The 22,068-nt window shown below is 71.7% G+C and carries 22 protein-coding genes and 1 pseudogene; 8 read left to right on the top strand and 15 right to left on the bottom strand.

Going from position 1 to position 22,068, the window contains the following annotated elements:
* Positions 1-98: 98 nt before the first annotated feature.
* The 5 genes from GFH29_RS08490 to GFH29_RS08470 form a co-directional block, all read right to left on the bottom strand.
* Positions 99-398: a thiamine-binding protein gene (locus tag GFH29_RS08490; protein ID WP_153322930.1), complete on the bottom strand. Its 300-nt coding sequence runs from the start codon at positions 396-398 to the stop codon at positions 99-101.
* Entirely contained in the window at positions 395-901 is a 507-nt protein-coding gene (locus GFH29_RS08485; RefSeq protein ID WP_153322929.1) for a SigE family RNA polymerase sigma factor, read from the bottom strand. The genes GFH29_RS08490 and GFH29_RS08485 overlap by 4 nt, the downstream gene beginning before the upstream one ends.
* A complete protein-coding gene (locus tag GFH29_RS08480; RefSeq protein WP_153322928.1) occupies positions 888-2,249 on the bottom strand; it encodes a hypothetical protein in 1,362 nt (453 codons plus the stop codon). Before GFH29_RS08480 ends, GFH29_RS08485 begins: the two co-directional genes overlap by 14 nt.
* A 161-nt stretch (positions 2,250-2,410) precedes the next feature.
* Positions 2,411-5,212, bottom strand: a complete 2,802-nt coding sequence (locus GFH29_RS08475; protein ID WP_323368685.1) for an aconitate hydratase — start codon at positions 5,210-5,212, stop codon at positions 2,411-2,413.
* 255 nt (positions 5,213-5,467) lie between these two features.
* Positions 5,468-5,938 (bottom strand): MarR family winged helix-turn-helix transcriptional regulator, encoded by a 471-nt coding sequence (locus GFH29_RS08470; protein ID WP_153322926.1) that lies wholly within the window; start codon positions 5,936-5,938, stop codon positions 5,468-5,470.
* A gap of 123 nt (positions 5,939-6,061) precedes the next feature.
* Here GFH29_RS08470 and GFH29_RS08465 point away from each other — a divergent pair, with 123 nt between their 5' ends.
* A complete protein-coding gene (locus tag GFH29_RS08465) occupies positions 6,062-7,108 on the top strand; it encodes an MsnO8 family LLM class oxidoreductase (protein WP_153322925.1) in 1,047 nt (348 codons plus the stop codon).
* 40 nt (positions 7,109-7,148) lie between these two features.
* On the opposite strand, the pseudogene GFH29_RS08460 reads toward GFH29_RS08465, so the two are convergent.
* Positions 7,149-7,519: pseudogene (locus GFH29_RS08460) on the bottom strand (transposase); the annotation flags it as partial.
* 321 nt (positions 7,520-7,840) lie between these two features.
* Between GFH29_RS08460 and GFH29_RS08455 the strand changes: the two are divergent.
* Together GFH29_RS08455 and GFH29_RS08450 are read left to right on the top strand one after the other, a co-directional pair.
* Positions 7,841-9,037, top strand: a complete 1,197-nt coding sequence (locus GFH29_RS08455) for a hypothetical protein (RefSeq protein ID WP_153322924.1) — start codon at positions 7,841-7,843, stop codon at positions 9,035-9,037.
* The gene (locus tag GFH29_RS08450; RefSeq protein ID WP_153322923.1) at positions 9,034-10,305 is read left to right on the top strand and encodes a hypothetical protein; all 1,272 of its coding nucleotides are present in this window, start codon (positions 9,034-9,036) and stop codon (positions 10,303-10,305) included. The genes GFH29_RS08455 and GFH29_RS08450 overlap by 4 nt, the downstream gene beginning before the upstream one ends.
* A gap of 49 nt (positions 10,306-10,354) precedes the next feature.
* Here the strand turns inward: GFH29_RS08450 and GFH29_RS08445 are convergent, their stop codons facing one another.
* Complete coding sequence (locus GFH29_RS08445; protein WP_153322922.1) at positions 10,355-11,515, bottom strand: class I SAM-dependent RNA methyltransferase; 1,161 nt, start codon at positions 11,513-11,515, stop codon at positions 10,355-10,357.
* A complete protein-coding gene (locus GFH29_RS08440) occupies positions 11,512-13,554 on the bottom strand; it encodes an APC family permease (RefSeq protein WP_153322921.1) in 2,043 nt (680 codons plus the stop codon). The genes GFH29_RS08445 and GFH29_RS08440 overlap by 4 nt, the downstream gene beginning before the upstream one ends.
* Positions 13,555-13,608: 54 nt before the next feature.
* On the opposite strand from GFH29_RS08440, the gene GFH29_RS08435 reads away from it, so the two are divergent.
* Both GFH29_RS08435 and GFH29_RS08430 read left to right on the top strand, forming a co-directional pair.
* Positions 13,609-14,271 carry a potassium channel family protein gene (locus GFH29_RS08435; RefSeq protein ID WP_153322920.1) on the top strand — a complete coding sequence of 221 codons (663 nt, stop codon included), beginning with the start codon at positions 13,609-13,611 and terminating at the stop codon, positions 14,269-14,271.
* 3 nt (positions 14,272-14,274) lie between these two features.
* A complete protein-coding gene (locus GFH29_RS08430; protein WP_153322919.1) occupies positions 14,275-14,946 on the top strand; it encodes a potassium channel family protein in 672 nt (223 codons plus the stop codon).
* Positions 14,947-14,963: 17 nt separating this feature from the next.
* Here GFH29_RS08430 and GFH29_RS08425 read toward each other — a convergent pair whose 3' ends face one another.
* From GFH29_RS08425 to dut, 4 genes are all read right to left on the bottom strand, one after another.
* The gene (locus GFH29_RS08425; protein ID WP_228387843.1) at positions 14,964-15,719 is read right to left on the bottom strand and encodes a DUF3159 domain-containing protein; all 756 of its coding nucleotides are present in this window, start codon (positions 15,717-15,719) and stop codon (positions 14,964-14,966) included.
* Positions 15,716-16,069 (bottom strand): OB-fold nucleic acid binding domain-containing protein, encoded by a 354-nt coding sequence (locus GFH29_RS08420; protein ID WP_153322918.1) that lies wholly within the window; start codon positions 16,067-16,069, stop codon positions 15,716-15,718. Before GFH29_RS08420 ends, GFH29_RS08425 begins: the two co-directional genes overlap by 4 nt.
* Positions 16,070-16,081: 12 nt before the next feature.
* Entirely contained in the window at positions 16,082-16,753 is a 672-nt protein-coding gene (locus GFH29_RS08415; protein ID WP_194288994.1) for a DUF3710 domain-containing protein, read from the bottom strand.
* A 93-nt stretch (positions 16,754-16,846) separates the two neighbouring features.
* Positions 16,847-17,326, bottom strand: a complete 480-nt coding sequence (gene dut / locus GFH29_RS08410) for a dUTP diphosphatase (RefSeq protein ID WP_153325702.1) — start codon at positions 17,324-17,326, stop codon at positions 16,847-16,849.
* Positions 17,327-17,441: 115 nt separating this feature from the next.
* On the opposite strand from dut, the gene GFH29_RS08405 reads away from it, so the two are divergent.
* Both GFH29_RS08405 and GFH29_RS08400 read left to right on the top strand, forming a co-directional pair.
* Positions 17,442-17,891, top strand: a complete 450-nt coding sequence (locus tag GFH29_RS08405; protein WP_153322916.1) for a DUF3093 domain-containing protein — start codon at positions 17,442-17,444, stop codon at positions 17,889-17,891.
* Positions 17,892-17,919: 28 nt separating this feature from the next.
* Positions 17,920-18,210 carry a DUF4235 domain-containing protein gene (locus GFH29_RS08400; RefSeq protein WP_153322915.1) on the top strand — a complete coding sequence of 97 codons (291 nt, stop codon included), beginning with the start codon at positions 17,920-17,922 and terminating at the stop codon, positions 18,208-18,210.
* Between the two features lie 90 nt (positions 18,211-18,300).
* Here GFH29_RS08400 and GFH29_RS08395 read toward each other — a convergent pair whose 3' ends face one another.
* The 3 genes from GFH29_RS08395 to GFH29_RS08385 form a co-directional block, all read right to left on the bottom strand.
* Positions 18,301-18,591 carry a DUF4193 domain-containing protein gene (locus GFH29_RS08395; protein ID WP_153322914.1) on the bottom strand — a complete coding sequence of 97 codons (291 nt, stop codon included), beginning with the start codon at positions 18,589-18,591 and terminating at the stop codon, positions 18,301-18,303.
* Between the two features lie 237 nt (positions 18,592-18,828).
* Positions 18,829-19,659, bottom strand: a complete 831-nt coding sequence (locus tag GFH29_RS08390; protein WP_153322913.1) for an inositol monophosphatase family protein — start codon at positions 19,657-19,659, stop codon at positions 18,829-18,831.
* On the bottom strand, positions 19,652-20,767 hold the full coding sequence (locus GFH29_RS08385; RefSeq protein ID WP_153322912.1) for a ferrochelatase: 1,116 nt from the start codon (positions 20,765-20,767) through the stop codon (positions 19,652-19,654). The genes GFH29_RS08390 and GFH29_RS08385 overlap by 8 nt, the downstream gene beginning before the upstream one ends.
* Positions 20,768-20,834: 67 nt before the next feature.
* Between GFH29_RS08385 and GFH29_RS08380 the strand changes: the two genes are divergently transcribed.
* On the top strand, positions 20,835-22,058 hold the full coding sequence (locus tag GFH29_RS08380; protein ID WP_153322911.1) for an MFS transporter: 1,224 nt from the start codon (positions 20,835-20,837) through the stop codon (positions 22,056-22,058).
* The last annotated feature ends 10 nt before the right edge of the window (positions 22,059-22,068 follow it).

The following is a 22,068-nucleotide window of genomic DNA, read 5'->3' as shown; positions in this document are numbered from 1 at the left end:
CCGCGCCGGGCCCGTAGCCGGGGACGGGGCCGGGGCGGGCCCGCCCGGCGGCTGCGGCTGGTGCGTGGGGAGCGGCGGGTACGGCGGCTGGTGCGTCATCAGTCCTCGAGCGCGCGCTCGACGCGCTCGACCTTGGCGGTGAGCTGGCCGTCGTAGCCGGGGCGGATGTCGGCCTTGAGCACGAGACCCACCCGCGGGGAGACCTCGGCGACCACGTCGACGGCGCGCTTGACGACGGCCATCACCTCGTCCCACTCACCCTCGATGTTGGTGAACATCGCGTTGGTCTCGTTCGGCAGCCCGGACTCGCGGACCACCCGCACCGCGGCGGCGACCGCCTCGGAGACCCCTCCGGTCTCATCGGCGACGGACGGGCTGATGCTGAACGCGACGATCATGGGCGCAGCGTATCGACGTGCTCCTCGCGGTGGTCCGGCACCAGCGTGCGCAGCCGCGCCAGGCCGTCGCGTGCCTGGGACTTCACGGTGCCCACGGAGATGCCCAGCGTCTCGGCGGTCTGGCGCTCGGTGAGGTCCTCGTAGTAGCGCAGCACCACGACCGCGCGCTGCCGCGGGGCCAGCGAGAGCAGCGCCCGGCGCAGCATCTCCCGCTCGGCCAGGTCGTGCGCGGGGGCGGCGACCTCGGGCGGCTCGGCGGCGCCGACCTCGCGCCACCGGCGGCGCCGCCAGCGCGACACGCTCTCGCGCGCCAGCGCCCGACGCACGTAGGGCTCGGGACGCTCGCTGATCCGGTGCCAGTGCGGCACCACCTTGACCAGCACCACCTGCACCAGGTCCTCGGCGTCCTCGTGGGCGCCGGTCAGCAGGTACGCCGTGCGCAGCAGCGCCGCGCGCCGCGCCGCCACGAACTCCTCGAACCCCGCGCGGTCAGGGCTGGACACGTCGCCGCCACAGGAAGATGCCGGCACCGGCCGCGGCCACGGCACCGCCGCTGAGGCCGACCACCGCTCGGGGATCCATCGGGTCCGGCGGCTCCACCGCCTCGACGATCGGGCCGCCGAGCAGGTCGAGGGCGAAGCGTGGCTGGTTCGTGAGGGCAGCTGGCACGTCCACCAGCTCGCGCTGCTCACCGGTCTCGACGTCGGTCTCCATCACGGTCACGTGGAACTCCCCGACATCGTCGCGCCCGTGGCGGAGGACCACGACGTGATCGTCGTCGCTCCAGTCCAGTACTTCGAAGGTGCGCTTGTCACCGGGGACCGTCACGTACTCGGCGCGTGTGTCGCCGCTCAGGTCCGCAACCGCCAGCCGGTTCGGGGCCCGGTGGCCCGGGACCCCGGCGATGCGGGTGCGGTCGGGGCTGACGCGGGGAGGGACGAACGAACCCCGGTCGGTCCGCAGCCGCTGCGGTTGGCGGGGCCGGGTGGGATCGAGCAACCAGCGGCCAGCGTTCCGTCCCGACCCGCTCATCACCACGACCCCGTCCCCGCCGCCCCACACGTGACCGTGGTCGAGCGGCGAGCCGAGCTCCCTCAGCTCGTCCCCGACACGCAGCACCTCCCACGGTGCCGTCCGGCTCATCGAGACGTCCATGTCCGTGTCGTCCTCGCCGCCCTGCCACTGCCCGTAGGACACCAGCAGGGTCGACGGGTCGGTCCACACCAGATCCTCGACGGCCAGCCCGTGCTCGGTCTCGATGTCGTACCGCTCGACCTCCCCCGAGGCGGCGTCGTAGAGCCCGACCGCCGTGACCGGCGCGTCACTGTCGTTCGGGGTGCCGCTCGGCTCACCCGTGGCCCAGTAGGCCACGTGCCGCCCGTCCGGGGACAGCACCGCACCGGGCGGGGCGTAGAGGTCCGGCAGGTCCAGGAACCGGTACTCCCGCGTGGTCGCCGAGACCCCGGCGATCTCCATCTCGGCGCCGGTCCAGCCGCCCCGGTCCGCCGGGATGATCGCGGCCAGCTGCCCCAACGGCCCCGCCTCCTCGGTGCCCGGCAGCCAGGGACTCGGCACGAACAGCTCGTCGGGCATCGCCGCGGGCGCGGAGGCTGGCGCGAGCTCGGCGGGCGGCGCCGCACGCTGCCAGCTCACCGCGCCCACCGCCACGACCGCGAGCACACCCAGCGCCGCGACGACCGCCGTACCTCGTCGGCGCAGCCGCGCATAGCGGCGACCGCGGTCCCACAGCGCGGGCTCGGGCAAAGCGCCCGGGGCCTCCTCGGCCAGGTCGCGCAACCGCTCGCCCCACTGCTCGCCCCCTTGGTCGCGCTGCCGCTCGGTCGTGCTCATCGGGTCCTCCTCGAGACGCTCACACCCTCACCCACGCCGCGAGGGCCCCGGAAGGAGGGGTCCGGGTGCCGAGAGATTCGCGGGGAAATGCGAGACGGCCCGCCTCCCTCGCGGGAGACGGGCCGTCGTCGGTGGTGCGGGGGCTCCGGGGAGCCGGCAGGTCAGGCCTTGCGCAGGTTGCGCAGGACGTACTGCATGATGCCGCCGTTGCGGTAGTAGTTCGCCTCACCGGGGGTGTCGATGCGGACGACCGCGTCGAACTCGACGTCGCCGGCCTTGACCTTGACGGTCTTGGGCGTGCGGCCCTCGTTGAGCTCGGCGATGCCGGTGAAGGAGAACTCCTCCTCGCCGGTGAGACCCAGCGACTCGGCGCTCTGGCCCTCGGGGAACTGCAGCGGGATGACGCCCATGCCGATCAGGTTCGAGCGGTGGATGCGCTCGTAGGACTCGGCGATGACGGCCTTGACGCCCAGCAGCGAGGTGCCCTTGGCGGCCCAGTCGCGCGAGGAGCCGGAGCCGTACTCCTTGCCCGCGAGGACGACCAGCGGGATGCCCGCGGCGATGTAGTTCTCCGAGGCCTCGTAGACCGAGGTGACCTCGCCACCGGCGGTGAAGTCACGCGTGACGCCACCCTCGGTGCCCGGCGCCAGCTGGTTGCGCAGGCGGATGTTGGCGAAGGTGCCGCGGATCATGACCTCGTGGTTGCCACGGCGCGAGCCGTAGGAGTTGAAGTCACGCTGCTCGACACCGTTCTCGGCCAGGTAGCGGCCCGCCGGGGAGTCCTTCTTGATCGCACCGGCCGGGGAGATGTGGTCGGTGGTGACCGAGTCGCCGAGCTTGAGCAGCACGCGGGCACCGGTGATGTCGGTGACCGGGGCCGGCTCGTCGGGCATGCCGTCGAAGTACGGGGGCTTGCGGACGTAGGTCGACTGCGGGTCCCACTCGAAGGTCTTGCCCTCCGGGGTGGGCAGCGAGCGCCAGCGCTCGTCGCCGGCGAAGACGTCGGCGTAGGAGGCGTCGAACATGTCCGAGTCGATCGCGCCCCGGATGGTCTCCTCGACCTCGGCCGGCGAGGGCCAGATGTCCTTGAGGAAGACGTCGTTGCCCTCGGTGTCCTTGCCGAGCGAGTCGGTGAACAGGTCGACGTCCATCGAGCCGGCCAGCGCGTAGGCGACGACCAGCGGCGGGGAGGCCAGGTAGTTCATCTTGATGTCCGGGTTGATCCGGCCCTCGAAGTTGCGGTTGCCCGAGAGCACCGAGACGACCGCGAGGTCCTTCTCGTTGACCGCGGCGGAGACCTCGGGGATCAGCGGGCCCGAGTTGCCGATGCAGGTCACGCAGCCGTAGCCGACGAGGTTGAACCCGAGCTTGTCGAGGTACGGCGTGAGGCCGGCCTTCTCGTAGTAGTCGCTGACGACCTTCGAGCCGGGGGCGAGCGTGGTCTTGACCCACGGCTTGCGCACGAGGCCCTTCTCCACGGCCTTCTTGGCCAGCAGGGCGGCACCGATCATCACCGAGGGGTTCGAGGTGTTGGTGCAGGAGGTGATCGAGGCGATCGTCACCGCGCCGTGGTCGAGCGTGAACGTCGTGCCGTCCTCGAGGGTCACCTCGACGGGGTCGCTGCGGCGACCACGGTCCTTCGGCGCGGCCGAGAGGTGGTCGCTCGGCGGGGCGGACTCGCCGTGACCGTTGCTGGTCGCCGGGTCGGAGGCCGGGAAGGTCTCGGCGACGGACTCGTCGTAGCCGTTCTCCTCCTCGCCCTCGACGTAGTCACGCAGCGAGGCACGGAACGACTGCTTGGCGTCGGTGACCTGGATGCGGTCCTGGGGACGCTTCGGGCCGGCGATCGAGGGGACGACGGTGCTCAGGTCGAGCTCGAGCTTCTCGGAGTAGCGGGGCTCGGCGGCCGGGTCGTGCCACAGGCCCTGGGCCTTGGCGTAGGACTCGACGAGCGCGAGCTGCTCCTCGGAGCGGCCGGTGAGGCGCAGGTAGTTGACGGTCTCCTCATCGATCGGGAAGACCGCGATCGTGGAGCCGAACTCCGGGCTCATGTTGCCGATGGTGGCGCGGTTGGCCAGCGGCAGCGCGGAGACGCCGGGGCCGTAGAACTCGACGAACTTGCCGACGACGCCGTGCTTGCGCAGCATCTCGGTGATCGTGAGCACCAGGTCGGTGGCGGTCGAGCCCTCCGGCAGGTCGCCGGAGAGCTTGAAGCCCACGACGCGCGGGATCAGCATGGAGACCGGCTGGCCGAGCATGGCCGCCTCGGCCTCGATGCCGCCGACGCCCCAGCCGACCACGCCGATGCCGTTGACCATCGTGGTGTGGGAGTCGGTGCCGACGCAGGTGTCGGGGTAGGCGATGCCGTCGCGGACCATGACCACGCGGGCGAGGTGCTCGATGTTGACCTGGTGCACGATGCCGGTGCCCGGGGGGACGACCTTGAAGTCGTCGAAGGCGCCCTGGCCCCAGCGCAGGAACTGGTAGCGCTCGCGGTTGCGCTCGTACTCGATCTCGACGTTGCGCTCGAACGCCTCGGGGGTGCCGAAGACGTCGGCGATGACGGAGTGGTCGATGACCATCTCGGCCGGCGCGAGCGGGTTGATCTTGGTCGGGTCGCCGCCCAGGTCGGCCATCGCCTCACGCATGGTGGCGAGGTCGACGACGCAGGGGACGCCGGTGAAGTCCTGCATGATCACGCGCGCGGGCGTGAACTGGATCTCCTTGTCGGGCTGGGCGCTCTCGTCCCAGCCGGCGAGCGCCCGGATGTCGTCGGCGGTGATGTCCGCGCCGTCCTCGGTACGCAGCAGGTTCTCGAGCAGCACCTTGAGGCTGAACGGGAGGGAGTCGACGTCGAGGCCGTCACCCTTCACCGCGTCGAGACGGAAGATCTCGTAGGACTTCCCGTCCACGTCCAAGGTGCTCTTGGCACCGAAGCTGTCCTGACTGGCCACAGCCAACATCTCCTCGTCGAACGTTGCGAAATAAAGCGTTGCCATCTTGCCGCGCAGCGGGACTGGCCGAAAAGCAAGGTTTGCCTTACTCGACCCGACCGTCCCTGCCCGGGCGTCCAGCAGAATGTCTTGACATCAAGATACACGACGTCGAGGGGAAACCCGAACGCGCTGGGCGCGGGCAATGGGGGCACAGCCGCCCGCAGTCTCAGGACTCACCTCGGAGCGCGAGCCTGGAGGTGACTACACCAGCGCGCCTGGGCCTCAGGGTCGCTGCCCGATCGTGACGGGCTCGGACGCCAGGCGTTGAGTCAGCACAGAGAGAACGTCGGCGGTGATGGAGAGGTGCGAGCCGTCGATACCGACAACGGCCTGCTCGAGGATGGCGCGTCGCGCCGCGTGCACGCTCTCGAGCGCATGGACCCCCTCCTCCGTGATGCTGATCAGGAAGGCACGGGCATCTGTCGGCACCCGACCTCGGGCCACCAGCCCGGCTGCCTCAAGACGCTTGAGGCGGGGCGTCACCGACGAGATATCGACTCCGTGGCACGCCGCGATGTCGGAGACGCGCAGCGCTCCGCGAGCGTCAAGATGCTCCAGCAACGACCAGGACGCAGGCGGAAGGTCGTACCCGGATCGACGGGCGACGTCGCCGACGGTGCCGCGATCGGCCAAGAGACGCATCAGAGCCGCCAGCGAACGCTCCAGCCCCTCCAGCGTCGCGTCGTCCACCATGCCCGCGACCCTAGTGACCGCGGGGGAGAGAAACAAGTTGGGTCAAACCAACTACCTGTTACGGTCGAGGAGGTCCACCCCCGAGCGGTTGTGTGGCCGACCAACTGCGAGGAGAACTGCCCCATGAAGCTGTCCATCGTCGACCTCGGGACCGTCGCACCCGGCACCTCCGAGAGCGACGCCTTGGCCGACTCGCTGGCGGTCACTCGTCATGCGGAGCAGCTCGGATTCCACCGGGTCTGGTTCGCCGAGCACCACCTGAGTCGCTCCGGCGCCTCACATCACCCCGAACTGCTGATCGCCGCAGCGGCTGCGCAGACGTCGCGCATCAGATTGGGTTCGGGGGCGGTCCTGATGAACCACTACAGCCCGTTCAAGGTGGCTGAGCTCTTCCAGCAGCTCGAGGCGATGGCTCCGGGTCGCGTGGACCTCGGCATGGGACGCGCGACAGCCGGCCCGGTGATCGACCTGGCGCTTCAGCAGGACCGGCACAGCCGGCTCCAACCGAACCATCATCAGCAAGTACTGGAGACGCTGACGTGGCTGTATGGGACGTTTCCCGAGGACCACGCGTTCGCCGGGAACCCCCTCATGCCGACGGTCCCCCACGTCCCACAGACCTGGTTGTTGGGATCGAGCCCGAACGGATCCAACCTGGCGGCTGGGCTCGGCATCGGTTACACGCTCGCCGGATTCATCAACCCGCCTGGGGCTGCTCCTTCCCTGCGCCATTACCGCGAGTCGTTCCGCCCTCAGGGCTTCGGCCTCGAGTCGCCGCGCGCGATCCTCGCGGTGAACGTCTCCGTAGGCGAGACCGAGAGCGACGGTGAGCGCCTAGTGGGCTCGGCGAAGGGTTTCTACGCCCGGTTAGGCCGGATGGGCGGCGGGGCCACGGTCCCGTCGGCCGATGAGGCCGCCAGTGAGCTCACCCCGGCCCAGCAGGCCGAGCCGACCAGCATCACCGACGGTCAGTGGCCGCGGTTCGTCGCCGGCGGCCCGGACGAGGTGCGTGCGACGCTGGAGCAGATGCTCGAGGAGAGCGGCGCCGACGAGCTGACGATCCAGAACCTCATCGCCGATCCCGCCGACCGCATGCGCTCCCACGAACTGCTCGCGCAGATCGTCGGCCTGAAGCCCGCGGACGCTGCCGTGATGGACTCACGCCGATGACGTTCGGGCCCTACCCCCGGATCTTGGACACGGTGGGTGATTACGCGGCGGTCGGCAGCGTAGCGGCCCGGCGGGCCTCGTAGGTGGACGGGGACAGGTAGCCGCACCAGCTGTGGCGGCGGCGGTGTTGTAGCGGACGAGCCATCGGAAGACCTCCCTGCGGCAGGTCGGCTCGTCGGTCCAGCAGGCGGCGTCTTGGAGGACCTCGCGCCTCATCGTGGCGTTGAACGACTCCGCGAGCGCATTGTCGGCCGAGGAGCCCACGGCGCCCATCGATGGGGTCACGCCGAGGTCGGCGCAGAGCTTGGCGTATGCCTTCGAGCAGTAGACCGACCCGTGGTCGCTGTGAAAAATCGCGCCCGCCAGGGTGCCGCGGGTCGCAGCAGCGGCGTTGAGGGCATCCTCGACGAGCCGAACGCTGACCACCAGCCGAGCTCGGAGCAGATCCGCCACGCGGTCCGCTCGGCCATCGACTCACCTGCGGTGCGGGCTTCGTCGGCCAGGAACCGGTAGCCGAACTCGGGGTCGTCGCGGTGGGCGTCGAACAATGCGTTGGCGCGGTAAGCCGCGGTCAACTCGGCGTCGGTGACCGGGCTCGCGAGCCAGCGGTAGTAGGGCTCGTGAAGAGTCCTTCACCAGATCAGGCACGGAGCGGTTCACCCTTCCGTGCAGGCACTGAGCAGCTCACCGTTCCGCCGAACAGTGTCGGGGCTTCCGGTTAGCGTCTGCGATATGGACGCCGCGCAAGTACAGACCAAGCTCGAGCTCACGCCCGACGAGGACTTCATCCTCACCGCGTGGCAGTACCGGATGATGCAGCGCGACATCGCCGCGTCCAAGGGCAAGTACCTGCCGGCCAAGCGCGAGGTCCGCGACTCGTTCCGGACCGCGGCCGTCGAGTCCATGCTCCAGCGCACGGGCGCCACCTGGTCCCCCGCCGTCGCCTCCGCCGTGACCGCGCTCGCCGGCGACGGTGAGGGCCCCAACCCGGAGGCGCTCGAGGACGCAGCGCCCGAGCTTTCCCCCATCGTCGCGAAGCGATCGCGCGCCCTGCTGCTCCTCATCGACCTGTACGGCTTCGAGCCGTGGACCGAGGGCAAGTGGGACAAGACGACCCGAACCGAGTGCCTCGCGGAAGCGCACCGGGCGTTGGACCAGTTGCATCCCGAAGACCTCGTCGCCGTCGAAACCGCCTACAAGGAAGCGATCAAGAAGCTGTCCACGGCGGGATCGTGGACCAAGTACGCCCTCCTTGCCGGTGCCGGTCTCGGCCTCGGTGTGCTGACCGGCGGCCTCGCGGCGCCCGCGATCGCGGGCGCCTACGGAACCGTCGTCCTCGGCTACTCGGGCGCCGTCGCCACGACGGCCGGCATGGCCGCCCTAGGTGGCGGCTCCATCGCCGCAGGCGGCCTTGGCATGGCCGGCGGCGCAGCGCTCATCACCAGCGTCACTGGTGCAGCCGGTGCCGGCGCAGCGGCCCTCGGAGGTCGCGCCACGGGCTTCACGGTCGCCCAGGTTGCAGCCGACGCCATCAAGCTCCACGTCGTGACGCAGCTCGTCCTCCGCGACGTCGACGGCAACGAAGAGGCCGCTAAGGCTGTCATCGTCAGCCTGCGCGAGCGCGTCGCCAACTTGGGTCAGACCATCGCCTCCCTCGCCGATCGCATCGAGACACTGCACGCCCAGCTCGAGACCAAGCAGGCCGAGGTCGACGCCGAGCGCGCCCAGCGGCTCGAGGCCGATGACCGGGTCGCCCGACTCCGCGCCGTCGCCGACCGCCTCAAGGAGCGCGTCGCTGGCCCCGAGGACGAGGACCTGCAGGAGCTGCACGCCGAGCTGGACGAGCTCAAGGACGAGAAAAAGGCAACCGAGACCCTCGCCGAAGGTGTCACCGTCCTGGCCGACGACCTGGAAGAGGACGCGGCATGACCGCACCCGAGGACGACCGCGGCAGCCGACCGTCCCCAGTCGACGACACCTACATCGAGAACCTCGACGCCCTGACCCGCGATCTCGACGACATCGAGGCCCTGGCAGCAGCGGCCCTCGATGGGACGCCGCTCGACCGCGCTGCGGCCACCCGGATCTCGCAGGCACCATCCGGACTTAGCTATGACGTGCTCACCGAGCACAACCGCCGGCGCCGCGAGGACGAGGAATGGGGCGAGGCGGAGGTGACCGACATCCTCGACCCGGCCGCACTCCATCAGCTCGACGAGTGGCGCTCCGCCCAAAGGCTGCCGTGGGAGCGCAGTGACCTGGCAGCGGTGGGGGTCGCCGGGTTCCTCGGCGCGCTCGCCAACCTCTACGACACCCAGCTCGACGCCACGGTGCTCGAGGGCCTGGCCTGGTTGAAGAAGACCGACCTCATCACGCGCTGGGAACACGACGCCAAGGGCATGCCCGTCGATTACATGGGTTCCAAGTTCGGCGGTCCCGGCCACCGCGGCCTCTCGCCCGGTCACGACGTCGGCCGGTTCTTCAACGCCCTCAAGCAAGTTCGCACAGGCACCTTCGAGGGCACCTACTGGGAATACGGCGAGCGGTTCGTCCGGGAGTCGACGACGACCCCGTTCGGAACCCCCTACGCGCAGGTCGACTTGCCCCTCGCTGTTGCACAACTGCTCAAGCACTGGGTGGCCGACTTCGTCACGCCTATGAGCTTGCCGCTGCCGGGCTGGACGCTCTTGCGCGACATGCCCGACCGAGAGCTGCGCACATTCGCTCAAGAGGCGTACGCCGGCGACTACCGCGGCAGCGGTCTCAACCTCTGCTCAGGCCTCCTGACACCAGGACTCGGCATGTTCGCCACCGAGGTCATCATCCGAACGCACACCCATATCGCCGCCTACCGCGAGACCGGCAGCCCCCGACTCAGCTCGGCCAGCGCCCACAAGCGCACCGAGATGCTGTTCGGTGCCCACGCCGCCGCAGGAGCCGTCAGCCTGTCGAAGACCGCTGCGTCCGCGATCGCCGGCGAGGCGGTCGTCGCCGCTCGCCACCTCAACGTGCCCGTGCTGATGCGGGTCGGCATGTTGGCGCTGAAAGTACGCTCCGACGCCGCCGCTCGCGCCGGGGCCGCCGCCCCCGACTGGGCGAACCTCCTCGAGGAGGAAGCCGCGACCTGGACCCTGCCAGAGGCAGTCGCCCTCGCAGAACTGATCGCCGATCCCGGTCCCGGTGAGGGCGCAGAATGATCAGCGAAACTAGGGCCGAACCTCATAGGTGGGTGGCTCGGCCGGGGTCCTAGGACTCGACCGGTTCCAACAGCGCGACGCACTCCACGTGGTGCGTCATCGGGAACAGGTCGAACGCGCGCAGGCTGGCCAGCTGGTAGCCGTGCTCGGCGAAGATCCCGATGTCGCGGGCGAGGGCGGCGGGGTCGCAGGCGACGTAGGCCACCGCGCGCGGGGTGCGCGCGACGATCTGCTCGACCACGGCGCGGCGTGCGCCCTCGCGTGGCGGGTCCAGCACGACCAGGTCCACGGGTGCGGTGAAGGACTCCCCCAGCACGTCGGCGACGCTGCCGCAGGACACCTCCGCGCCCGGGACGTCGGCGAGGTTGGCCACGGCGTGCTCGGCGGCCGTGCGGTCGCCCTCGACCGCGGCGACCGTGCCCTCGGGACCGACCCGGTCGGCAAGGAACCGGGCGAACAGCCCGACCCCGGCGTACAGGTCGAGCACCGACTCGCCGGGCCGGGGATCGAGAGCCTCCAGGACCGCCTCGACCAGGGTGCCCGGCGCGCCGGGGTGCACCTGCCAGAAGCCGTCGCCGGCGACGGTGAACTCGTGGGTCCCGACGGTCTCGGTCAGGTCGCCGGGGGCCGGCTCACGCGCATCCGGATGAGCGATCAGGCAGTCCTCGATCGCGACCGTGGCGCGCGAGCGGTGCTGGCGCATGCCGCGGCGCCGCCCCGGCAGGTCGACGTACTGCACCCGGGTGCGCCAGCGCAGCCCGGCGAGGTTCTCGGGGACGTCGCCGGCCACCGCCTCGACCACGACCTCGCGCTCCAGCCCGGCCAGGCGGCTCAGCTGCTCGCGTACGACGTCGGCCTTGAGCGCACGCTGGCGCTCCAGGGCCACGTGCTGGAAGTCGCAGCCGCCGCAGCGGCCCGGGCCGGCGTACGGGCACGGGGGCGTGACGCGGTCCGGGGAGGGCTCGAGCACCTCGATCGCGTCGGCGCGCCAGAACCGGTCGCCGTCGGTGCCCTCGGTGACCTGCAGGACGACCCGCTCACCGGGGATCGCGTGGCGCACGAAGACCACGCGGGTCTCGGCCCCACCGGGCTCCACGGGCACCCGGGCCACGCAGTGCCCGCCGTGGGCGACCGGGCCGACCTCGACGGTGTGCCGCTCCCCCACGCGGGAGCGCCCGCGCGGGCGGCGCTCACGTACGGCGCGGCTCATCGCGGCACCTGCCGGTCACGGGAGCGTACGGCGCGGCCGCGGCGCAGGTCGCCGGCGCGCGGGCGCAGCTCGCCGCGCAGCTCGCGCTCGCGCGCGATCTCGGAGGAACGCAGTTGGTAGGGCACAGAGGTCACCATCACACCGGGGCTGAAGAGGAGTCGGGTCTTGAGACGTAGCGCCGTCTGGTTGTGCAGCAGCTGCTCCCACCAGCGGCCGACGACGTACTCGGGGATGTACACCGCGACCACGCCGCGCGGGCTCGCGCGACGAATGGCAGTGGTGTACTCGACGATCGGCCGGACCAGCTCGCGGTACGGCGAGTGCAGGACCTTCAACGGCACGTCGATGCGTCGATCATCCCACTCCTCCAGCAACCGGTTGGTGGCGAGGTCGTCGGTGCCGACGTAGACGGCCTCCAGCACGTTGGGGCGCGCCGCCTTGGCATAGGCCAGCGCACGCAACGTGGGCTTGTGCAGCTTGGAGACCAGGACGATCGCGTGCACCCGGGTGGGAAGCACCTTGTCCTCCTCGTCGGCGGCCAGCTCCTCGGCGACGTTCTCGTAGTGGCCGTGGATGCGGCGCATCAGCACGAAGAAGATCCCCATCGCCAAGATCGTGAGCCAGGCGCCCTCGAGGAACTTGGTGATCACCACGATCACCAGGACCACGGCGGTGAAGGCGAGACCGATGGTGTTGATCACCCGCGAGCGCACCATCTTCGCGCGAGCGGCGGGGTCGGTCTCGGTGGCCAGGTGGCGGGTCCAGTGCCGGATCATGCCGAGCTGGCTGAGGTTGAAGGAGACGAAGACGCCGACGATGTAGAGCTGGATCAGTCGGGTGGTCTGGGCGTCGAAGACCCAGACCAGCGCCATCGCCATCACCGCGAGGAACACGATGCCGTTGCTGTAGGCCAGCCGGTCGCCGCGCGAGCCCAGCGCCCGGGGCGCGTAGCCGTCCTGGGCCAGGATCGAGCCCAGCACCGGGAAGCCGTTGAACGCGGTGTTGGCCGCCAGCACCAGGATCAGGCCGGTGACCACGACCACGAGATAGAAGCCGGGCGGGAAGTCACGGAAGACCGCCTCGGCGATCTGCGCGATCACCGCGTGCTGGTCGTAGCCCGCCGGCAGCGGCTCGCCGTCGCGCGTGAGCCGGTCGAGGTCGTGGGGGTCCACGAAGCGCAGGCCCATCTGCCGGGCCAGCACGATGACGCTGACCATCATCGTGATCGCGATCAGCGCCAGCAGCGCCAGCGTGGTCGCGGCGTTGCGGCTCTTCGGGCGGCGGAACGCCGGCACGCCGTTGGAGATCGCCTCGACGCCGGTCAGCGCCGCGCAGCCCGAGGAGAAGGCGCGCGCCAGCAGCAGCACCAGGCCGACGGTGGTGAGCGGCTCCTCCCAGCCCGGCTCGGGGGTGATGCTGAGGTCCGCGCTCTCCACCGGCGAGAGGTCGCCGGAGGCCCACTGCACCATCCCGAGCAGGCACATGCCGAGGATCGCGACCATGAAGACATAGGTGGGTACGGCGAAGAACGTCCCCGACTCGCGCACCCCGCGCAGGTTGATCGCCATCAGCACCACGATCAGCGCGACCGCGAAGCTCGCCTCGTGCCCGCTGAGCAACGGGACCGCCGAGGCGGCGTACTGCGCCCCCGCCGAGATCGACACCGCGACGGTGAGGACGTAGTCCACCAGCAGCGCGCTGCCCACCGTAGCCCCGGCCGCGGGGCCCAGGTTGACCTTGGCGACCTCGTAGTCGCCGCCGCCGCTGGGGTAGGCGTGCACGGTCTGGCGGTACGACGCGACGACCGCGGCCATCACGAGCGCGACCGCGATCGCGACCTTCCACGACCACGCGTACGCCGAGGCGCCGGCCAGCGACAGCATGATGAACACCTCGTCGGGGGCGTAGGCCACCGACGACAGGGCGTCGCTCGCGAACACCGGCAGCGCCACCCTCTTGGGCAGCAACGTGCCCTCGATCTGCGAGCTGCGGAGCTTGCGGCCGAGGAGGATCCGCTTGGAGACATCGCCGACACCCACGAGCGGAGGCTACGGCACCGGGCCACACGATCCGAGGGGCGCTACGGTTCTGCTGTGCATGTCGTGATCATGGGCTGCGGCCGCGTCGGTTCGACGCTCGCGCGCAGCCTCGAGGACCGCAACCACACGGTGTCGGTCATCGACAGCGAACCCGACGCCTTCCGCCGGCTGGGCCCGGGCTTCAACGGCGACAAGGTCACCGGCTACGGCTTCGACCAGCAGGTCCTGGAGCGGGCCGGCATCCGGCGCGCCGACGCCTTCGCGGCGGTCTCCAGCGGCGACAACTCCAACATCATCGCGGCCCGCGTCGCCCGCGAGACGTTCGGCATCCAGCAGGTCGTCGCCCGCATCTACGACCCCGGGCGCGCGGAGGTCTACCAGCGCCTCGGCATCACCACGGTCGCCACGGTGAAGTGGACGGCCGACCAGGTGCTGCGCCGGCTGCTGCCCGCGGGCGCCGAGCCCAACTTCCGCGACCCCTCCGGCACCATCCGTCTCGACCAGGTCCCGGTCCCCGAGAAGTGGGTCGGGCAGCGCACCATCGACTTCCAGACCCAGACCCGCAGCCGGATCGCCTGGATCGACCGGCTCGGCGAGGGGATGCTCCCCAACCGCGAGACGGTGATCCAGGAGGGCGACCTGATCCACCTCGTGATGCGCGAGGACGGCGCCCCGCACGCCTTCAAGGTCATCGACCGCGGACCCGAGGAGAGCTGAGCCATGCGTGTCGCCATCGCCGGAGCCGGCGCCGTCGGGCGTTCGATCGCCCGCGAGCTGATCCACAACGGACACCAGGTCCTGCTCATCGACAAGAAGGCCGAGTCGATCAAGCCCGAGCGGGTGCCGGACGCCGAGTGGCTGCTGGCCGACTGCTGCGAGCTCTCCTCCCTGGAGGAGGCGCGCCTGGACCGCTGCGACGTGGTCATCGCCGCCACCGGCGACGACAAGGCCAACCTGGTCACCTCGCTGCTGGCCAAGACCGAGTTCGGGGTCCCCCGCACCGTCGGGCGGGTCAACCACCCCAACAACGAGTGGCTCTTCACCGAGGCCTGGGGCGTCGACGTCAACGTCTCGACCCCGCGCATCATGTCGGCGCTGGTCGAGGAGGCCGTGACCGTCGGCGACCTGGTGCGGCTGTTCACGTTCCGCCAGGGCAACGCCAACCTGGTGGAGATGACGCTGCCCGCGGACTCGCCGTACGTCGGCAAGCCGGCCGGGCTGATCCCGCTGCCGGAGAACTGCGCGCTGGTGACGATCCTGCGCGACGGGCAGGTCTACGCCCCGGACGCGGAGCAGCCGATCGAGTCCGGCGACGAGCTGCTGTTCGTGGTGCCCGACGAGCGTGAGGACGAGCTCGAGCGGCTGCTCGCCCCCCGCCACCACGGCGGCTGAGGCCCAGCGACCCCGCGTCAGGCCTCCTGGGCGGGCGCCTCGGCGTCGGTGTTGATCGGCGTGGCGTCGCGAGCCAGCAGCCAGACCATCGCGCTCCACGAGGCGATCCGCAGCGGCCAGCCCAGGCCCAGCCGCAGGGTGCCGACGAGCAGCACCGCGAGGTCGACGTCGATCACGTCGGCCCAGCCGAGCAGCCACACCGGGCCCTGGAGCAGCACCCCGATCGCGCCCGGGGCCAGGAACACCCAGGTGAGCCGGTTGCACAGCCGCACGATCTGCTTGTCGTCGTGCCAGGCGGTCGGGTCGCCGGTGACGCTGCCGAGCATGAATCCGATGAAGGGCCAGCCGGCGAGGCAGGAGCCGGCCATCACGATCGTGTAGCCCAGGCTCACCAGGATCCCGGGCAGGAAGAACGCCAGCGCCTGGTCGGACTCCGAGCCGCCGGAGCTCGCCGCGATCTGCACGAAGAGCCACCCGATGCCGATCGCGAACAGCGCGTTGAGGGCGTACTGCAGCGTGCCGCGCTGCGCCAGGCGCACGACGATGGCGGCGCCGACCGCGACCAGGCTGACGACCAGGGCGAGCTGGAGCTGCTTGGTGCTCAGCCACAGGATCGTGAACAGCATGCCGGGGATGCCGGCCTCGATCATCCCGCGTCGTCCACCCAGCGCGGTCGCCATCTGGGAGCGCACGAGGGCCTCGACGGTGGCGACGGTGGGCACCGCGCGCGAGGGCGCCTCCGACCGGTCGTGGTCCTGCGGGGAGTCGGTCACGGCAGCAGCTCGTAACGCGGGTTGTACATGATGCGGGTGCCCTCCTGGTCGCCGATGCGGGCCTGCACCTGGATCGTGGTGCCCGGCTTGATGCCGGCGATCCGGCGCCGGCCGAGCCACACGACGGTGATCGAGCCGGTGCCGTCCACGAGCTCGGCCTCCAGCGCCGGTACGCCGCCGCGCGGGCGCAGCGTCACGGTGCGCAGGGTGCCGCGCAGGCGGACGGGCTCGCGGTTGGGTGCCTCGGCGATCGTGTCGAGCCCTCGACCCGTGTGGGTCTCACGCAGGTCGCGGGCCTCCTGGTCGCTGGTGTCGGCCCAACGGCTCAGGGTGCGGCGCAGCCGGCTCACGTGCGAGTCCGGTCAGGAGTCGGCCGGCGGGTCGACCCGCCGCGCCGACTCGGGCATGACCACCGGCAGCGGCTCGCCGACCGGCATCGGGCTGCTGCCCCGGCGCACCGCGATCGCGGTGATCGTGTCGATCCAGTCCTGCGGGATCTCGGTCGCGGTGGCGGGGCGACCCATGAAGGTCGCGCGCAGCAGCCAGCGCGGGCCGTTGATCCCCACGATCCGCGAGGCCTGGGTGCCGGTGGCGCCGTCGGTGCCGCGCACCGGCATCTGGCAGACCAGCTCGGGTCCGAAGTGGCCCTCGCGCTCGGTGGCGCTGCCGCCACGCCGCGTCATGTCGGCGGCGATCTGGGGGCGCACCTCGCCCCACAGGTCGCCGTTGCGGGGGGCGGCGAAGGCGCGGATCTCCAGGGCGCCGTCCGGGCCCGCGAGCAGCACGGCCTGGACCTCACCGCTCTTCTCGTTGACCTGCAGGCGCAGGTCGCGACCCGGCAGCGGCGGCACCAGCAACGAGCCCAGGTCGACGTGGTGCTCCCCGCCCTCCGGCAGCTCGTCGGCGTCGAACGGCCCGACGGCCGGCGCGGTGCCCGCGCCCGTGTCCCCCGTGTCGGTCCCCGTCTCAGGGGTCGCGGCCCCCTCGGCCGACGTACCGGCGGAATCCGGAGTGGACTTGCGGCGGAACTTCACTGGTGGTGCCTCTCGTGACGAAGAACTGCGTGGATGCTCGAACCTGCAGGTGTGGCGCCGCTGCGCGAGCAGTCAGCCGGAGCCGCGGGCGCCTCAGGCGCGTGCGAACCCTCCGGTAGAACCGTAACCGCCCTCACCACGGACGGAGGTGGGGAGTTCGTCGACCTCGACGAACCGGGCCCGCTCGAAACGCTGGATGATCAGCTGCGCGACCCGGTCGCCGCGGCGCAGCTCGATCGCCTCGCGCGGGTCGTGGTTGATCAGCAGCACCTTGACCTCGCCGCGATAGCCGGTGTCGATCGTCCCCGGCGTGTTGACGATGGACAGCCCGTGGCGCGCCGCGAGACCCGAGCGCGGGTGCACCAGCGCGACGTACCCCTCCGGCAGCGCGAGGGCGACGCCGGTCGGCACCAGCGCCCGCTCGCCCGGCTCCAGGCGCAGGTCGACGGTGGTCAGCAGGTCGGCCCCGGCGTCGCCGGGGTGGGCGTACGCCGGCGGCGGGAGGTCGGTGTCCAGGCGCCGCAGCAGGACCTCGAGGTCGCCGCTCGGATCGCTCGGCTGCCCGGCGGCCAGGTCGTGCGTCGGCGCGGCGGAGGGGGTCGGAGTAGGAGCCACCCGCGGACTGTATCGAGCGGGATGGAAAACTGGAGGCGTGCCGCACCCTTCCGCTGATGTCTCACCCTCCACCGTGGCCTACTCCGAGCGCCTCGGCGTGCCGCTGCGCTGGTGGGCCCAGGGCTTCATGTTCACGGCGAGCGTCTGGCTGGCGGTCGTCGTCGCGCTCCCCGGGGCGCTGGCGTGGCTGATCACCGCCGTCGTCGCGCTCGTCCTCGCTGCCGGCTTCCTGGCCTACGGCTCGGCGCGGATCACCATCGCGAACGGCGAGCTGCGCGCCGGCCGCGCCCGCATCTCCGCGCACCACCTGGGCACCGCCACCGCGCTCGACGCCGAGCAGACCCGCCACACGGCCGGCCGGGACGCCGACGTCCGCGCGTTCCTGCTGCTGCGCCCCTACCTGAAGCGCTCGGTGCGCGTCGCGATCACCGACCCCCGCGACCCGGCGCCGTACTGGCTGCTCAACACCCGCCACCCCGAGCAGCTCGCGCAGGCGCTGACCGCGTTGGCCGAGGCTGGCTGAGGATCGCGCGGCTGGGTAAAGTCTGGCCATGGCATCTGGAGGCTCCAAGATCTGGTCCGTGTTCTCTCTCGTCGCTGCGCTCGGCGCGGCCGCGATGGCCAAGAAGGCCGCGGACGCGACCTGGAAGGTCACGACCGGCAAGAAGCCGCCGGAGAACCCCGCCGACCCCGACGTCGAGATCTGGGAGGCCGTCGGCTGGGCCGTCGTCAGCGGTGTCGCCGTGGGGCTGGCCCGGATGCTCGCCCAGCGCAAGGCGGCGAACTACTACGCCAAGTCCACCGGCCACCTGCCGCCCGACCTGCGCAAGGACGGCAAGTAAGCACGACACGAAACCAGGCCGCGGTCCCCTCGGGGGCCGCGGCCTGTTGTCTTCTGCGGTGCCGCCCGAGCGGGCGGCGGGCGGTGCGGGTCAGGCGCAGTCGCGGCAGGTCATCGTCGCCGGGTCCGCCAGCAGCGAGCGGTGGTGCACCAAGAAGCAGCTCATGCAGGTGAACTCGTCCTCCTGCTTCGGCTTCACCTCGACCGCGAGCTGCTCGTGGGACAGGTCGGCGCCGGGGAGCTCGAAGGCCTCCGCCGCCTCCGTCTCGTCCTCGTCCACCTTGCCGGAGAACTTGTCGTTGCGCCGCGCCTTGAGCTCCTCGATGCTGCTCTCGGACTGCTCTTCCTCGGTCTTGCGCGGTGCGTCGTAGTCGGTTGCCATCCGCCGCTCACTCCCTTCCTGGGTTCCTCGGGCTTCACGGGCCTCGTGGGTGTTCCACGGCCTCCGGGATCTCCCGGAGGCTCTCGCAGCCTCGTGCGTCCAAAGCCCGGACATCGGGCGCCGACGGCTCGTCGGCGCCAGATTGTGCACCATGACGGGTGCCGGGCGGCTACCGGGCGGGCGTGTTGCGAGAGCCGCCGCCACAACAGGGCGAGGGGCGAAGGTATTCCCCCGCGCTCAACCGGTCTGGGCAGCGGCGTACCCGGCCTCCAGGACCGCCTCGCGGAGCTCGGCGAAGCCGTGCGCCGGAGCGCAGAGCAGCAGCTCGTGACCGCCCACCCCGCGCAGGATCTCGGTGCGGGCCCCGGCCGCCCGCGCGATGAGGGCGCCCGCGGCGTGGTCCCACAGGTGCACGCCCTCCTCGACGTACCCGTCCACCGTGCCCTCGGCGACGTGGCACAGGTCGAGCGCGCAAGAGCCGAGCCGGCGGATGTCGCGCACCCGCGGCAGCAACCGCACCAGCGCCTCGGCCTGGAGGCGCCGCAGCTCCGCGGAGTAGGAGAAGCCGGTGGCGAGCAGGCGCTCGGCCAGCGGCGCCGGACCCCGCACCGTCAGCGGTACGCCGTCACGGGTGGCCACTCCCCCGGAGCCGGCGCCGTCCGTGGCCGTCAGGTGCCCGACGTACTCGGTGCCGGTGGCGACGTTGAGCACCACGCCGGCCGCGACCCGGCCCTCGACCTCGGCGGCGATCGACACGGCGTACTGCGGGAGGCCGTAGAGGAAGTTCACGGTGCCGTCGATCGGGTCGACGATCCAGCGCACCCCACTGGTGCCGGCCTCGTCCTCCCCCTCCTCGCCCAGGATCGCGTCGTCGGGGCGCCGCTCGCGCAGCAGCGCGCGGATCAGCTCCTCGCTGGCCCGGTCGGTCTCGGTGACGACGTCGACCTCGCTGGACTTGGTCGCGGCGACGCTCACGCCCTCGGTACGTCGTTCGCGCACCAGCGCCGCGGCGGCGCGGGCGACCTCGAGGGCGAGACCGGCGAGGTCGGCGGCCACCCGCTCAGGCACCGCAGAGGGCGGGGCGCTCGCCGCGGGCGTTCGGGCAGCAGGTGCCGGGACAGGCGTCCCACAGCGGGCCGAGGCGGCCGGTGGCGGCGCGCGCGACGTCCTCGCCGCGCTCGACCGCGGCCCGCTCGAGCAGCAGGTCGCGCACGGCGGCGACGAAGCGCGGGTCGTTGCCGGCGGTGGCCGAGCGCCGCGCCGGGAGGCCGAGCCGCTCGGCGGTCGCCATCGCCTCGGTGTCGAGGTCGTAGATGACCTCCATGTGGTCGGAGACGAAGCCGACCGGGACCATCACCACGGCCCGCACGCCGTCCGCGTGCAGCGCCTCGAGGTGGTCGTTGATGTCGGGCTCCAGCCACGGCACGTGCGGGGCGCCGGAGCGCGAACAGTAGACCAGCGCGTGGGGGTGGTCGCGCCCGGTCTCCTCGGCCAGGCGGGCGACCACCGTGGCGGCGACGTCGAGGTGCTGCTCGACGTAGGCACCGCCCTGCGGTCCGCTGGTCGCGGCCATCGTGTCGGGGATCGAGTGGGTGACGAAGGCCAGGTGCGCGCCGTTGCGGACCTCCTCGGGCAGGTCCGCGAGCGCGGCGAGGACGCCGTCGACGACCGGCTCCACGAAGCCCGGGTGGTTGAAGTAGTGGCGCAGCTTGTCCAGGCGCGGCGCGGCCTCGACCCCGCCGGGCAGGACCTCCGCGGCGTCCCAGAGGTTCTCGCGGTACTGCCGGCAGCTCGACCACGACGAGTACGCGCTGGTCACGAAGCACGCGGCCCGGGTGACGCCGTCCGCGGCCATCTGGGCGAGGGTGTCGGTGAGGTAGGGGTCCCAGTTGCGGTTGCCCCAGTAGACCGGCAGGTCGATGCCCGCACCCGCCAGGTCCGCGCGCAGCGCCGCGAGGAACGCGCGGTTCTGGTCGTTGATCGGCGACTTGCCGCCGAACAGGGAGTAGTGCTGGCCGACCTCGGCCAGCCGCTCGCGCGGGATCCCGCGTCCCCGGGTGACGTTCTCGAGGAAGGGCACCACGTCCTCGGGCCCCTCGGGGCCACCGAAGGAGACCAGGAGGAGCGCGTCGTACGGCGCGACGGTGGAGGCGACGTCGGGGGTCTCGGCGGACATGAGGCCATCGTAAGGACGCGCCACCAATTCACCGGCCGCGCCCGGTCGGACCTACCGTTTTCCCACCATGTCAGTGCTCACGTCCTACCGACGGGTGCTCGCCGAACCGGGCGGGCTCGCCTTCAGCCTCACCGGCCTCGTCGCACGCCTCCCGATCTCGATGGCCGGTCTCGGCATCGTGCTCCTCGTGGAGTCCGCTTCCGGGTCCTACGGCCTCGCCGGCGCGGTCTCGGCGGCGTACATGATCGCCAACGCGGTGCTCGCGATCCTCCAGGGCAGGCTGCTCGACCGGCTCGGGCAGCGCACCGTCCTCTCGGTCGCCGCCGTCGTGTTCGGCGTCGCCATGGTGCTCCTCGTCGAGTCGGTCCAGGCCGACTGGCCGATCGGGGCGACGTACGCCGCCGCGGTGCTGGCCGGCGCCTCGCTGCCTCAGATCGGCTCGTGCGTGCGCGCCCGCTGGGCGCACGTGCTGGCCTCCCCCGAGCGCCTGCAGACCGCGTTCGCGCTCGAGGCCGTCCTCGACGAGGTCGTGTTCGTCCTCGGCCCGATCCTGGTCACGATGCTCGCGACCGCCGTCCACCCGGTCGCCGGCCTGGCCGTCGCCGTGGTGGCGGGCGTGGGCGGCAGCCTGGCCTTCGCCGCCCAGCGCGGCACCGAGCCCCCGGCCCATCCGCGGGACCGCACCACCGGCCCCCGCCCGCCGCTGCCGTGGCGCACCCTGGTGCCGCTCACCGTCGTCGCCACCGCGCTCGGGGTGCTGTTCGGCGCCGCGGAGGTGACCACCGTCGCCTTCGCCGACGAGCGCGGTCTGAAGGCCTGGTCCGGCGCCCTGCTGGCGCTGTGGGCGCTGGGCAGCCTCGCCTCCGGCGTCGTGGTCGGCGCGATCGTGTGGCGCCGCGGCCCGGAGGTCCGGCTGCGCTGGGGCACCGCCGGCATGGCGCTGGCGATGACCCCGCTCTACTTCGTCGACTCGGTGCTGGCGATGGGCGCGCTGCTGCTGGTCGGCGGTGTGGCCATCGCGCCGACGATGATCGCCTCCCTGTCGCTGACCGAGCGGGTGGTGCCCTCCTCGCGACTCACCGAGGGCATGGCGATCGTGCAGACCGGCATCACCGCGGGCGTCGCTCCCGGCGCCACCCTGAGCGGCATCGTGGTCGACCACCACGGCTCCTCCAGCGCCTACCTGGTGACCGTGGCCGCGGGCCTGGTGGCGCTCGCCGCCGCCCAGCTGCTCCCGCGCGAGGTCGCGGCCCCCGGCGAAGCGGCTCCGGAGACCCAGCCCGCCCACTAGTGTCCTGCCC

It is taken from the genome of Nocardioides sp. dk884 (assembly GCF_009557055.1).
Classification (GTDB): domain Bacteria; phylum Actinomycetota; class Actinomycetes; order Propionibacteriales; family Nocardioidaceae; genus Nocardioides.
Note: the sequence above shows the minus strand (reverse complement) of the source record. Positions and strands in the feature narration are given on the sequence as shown.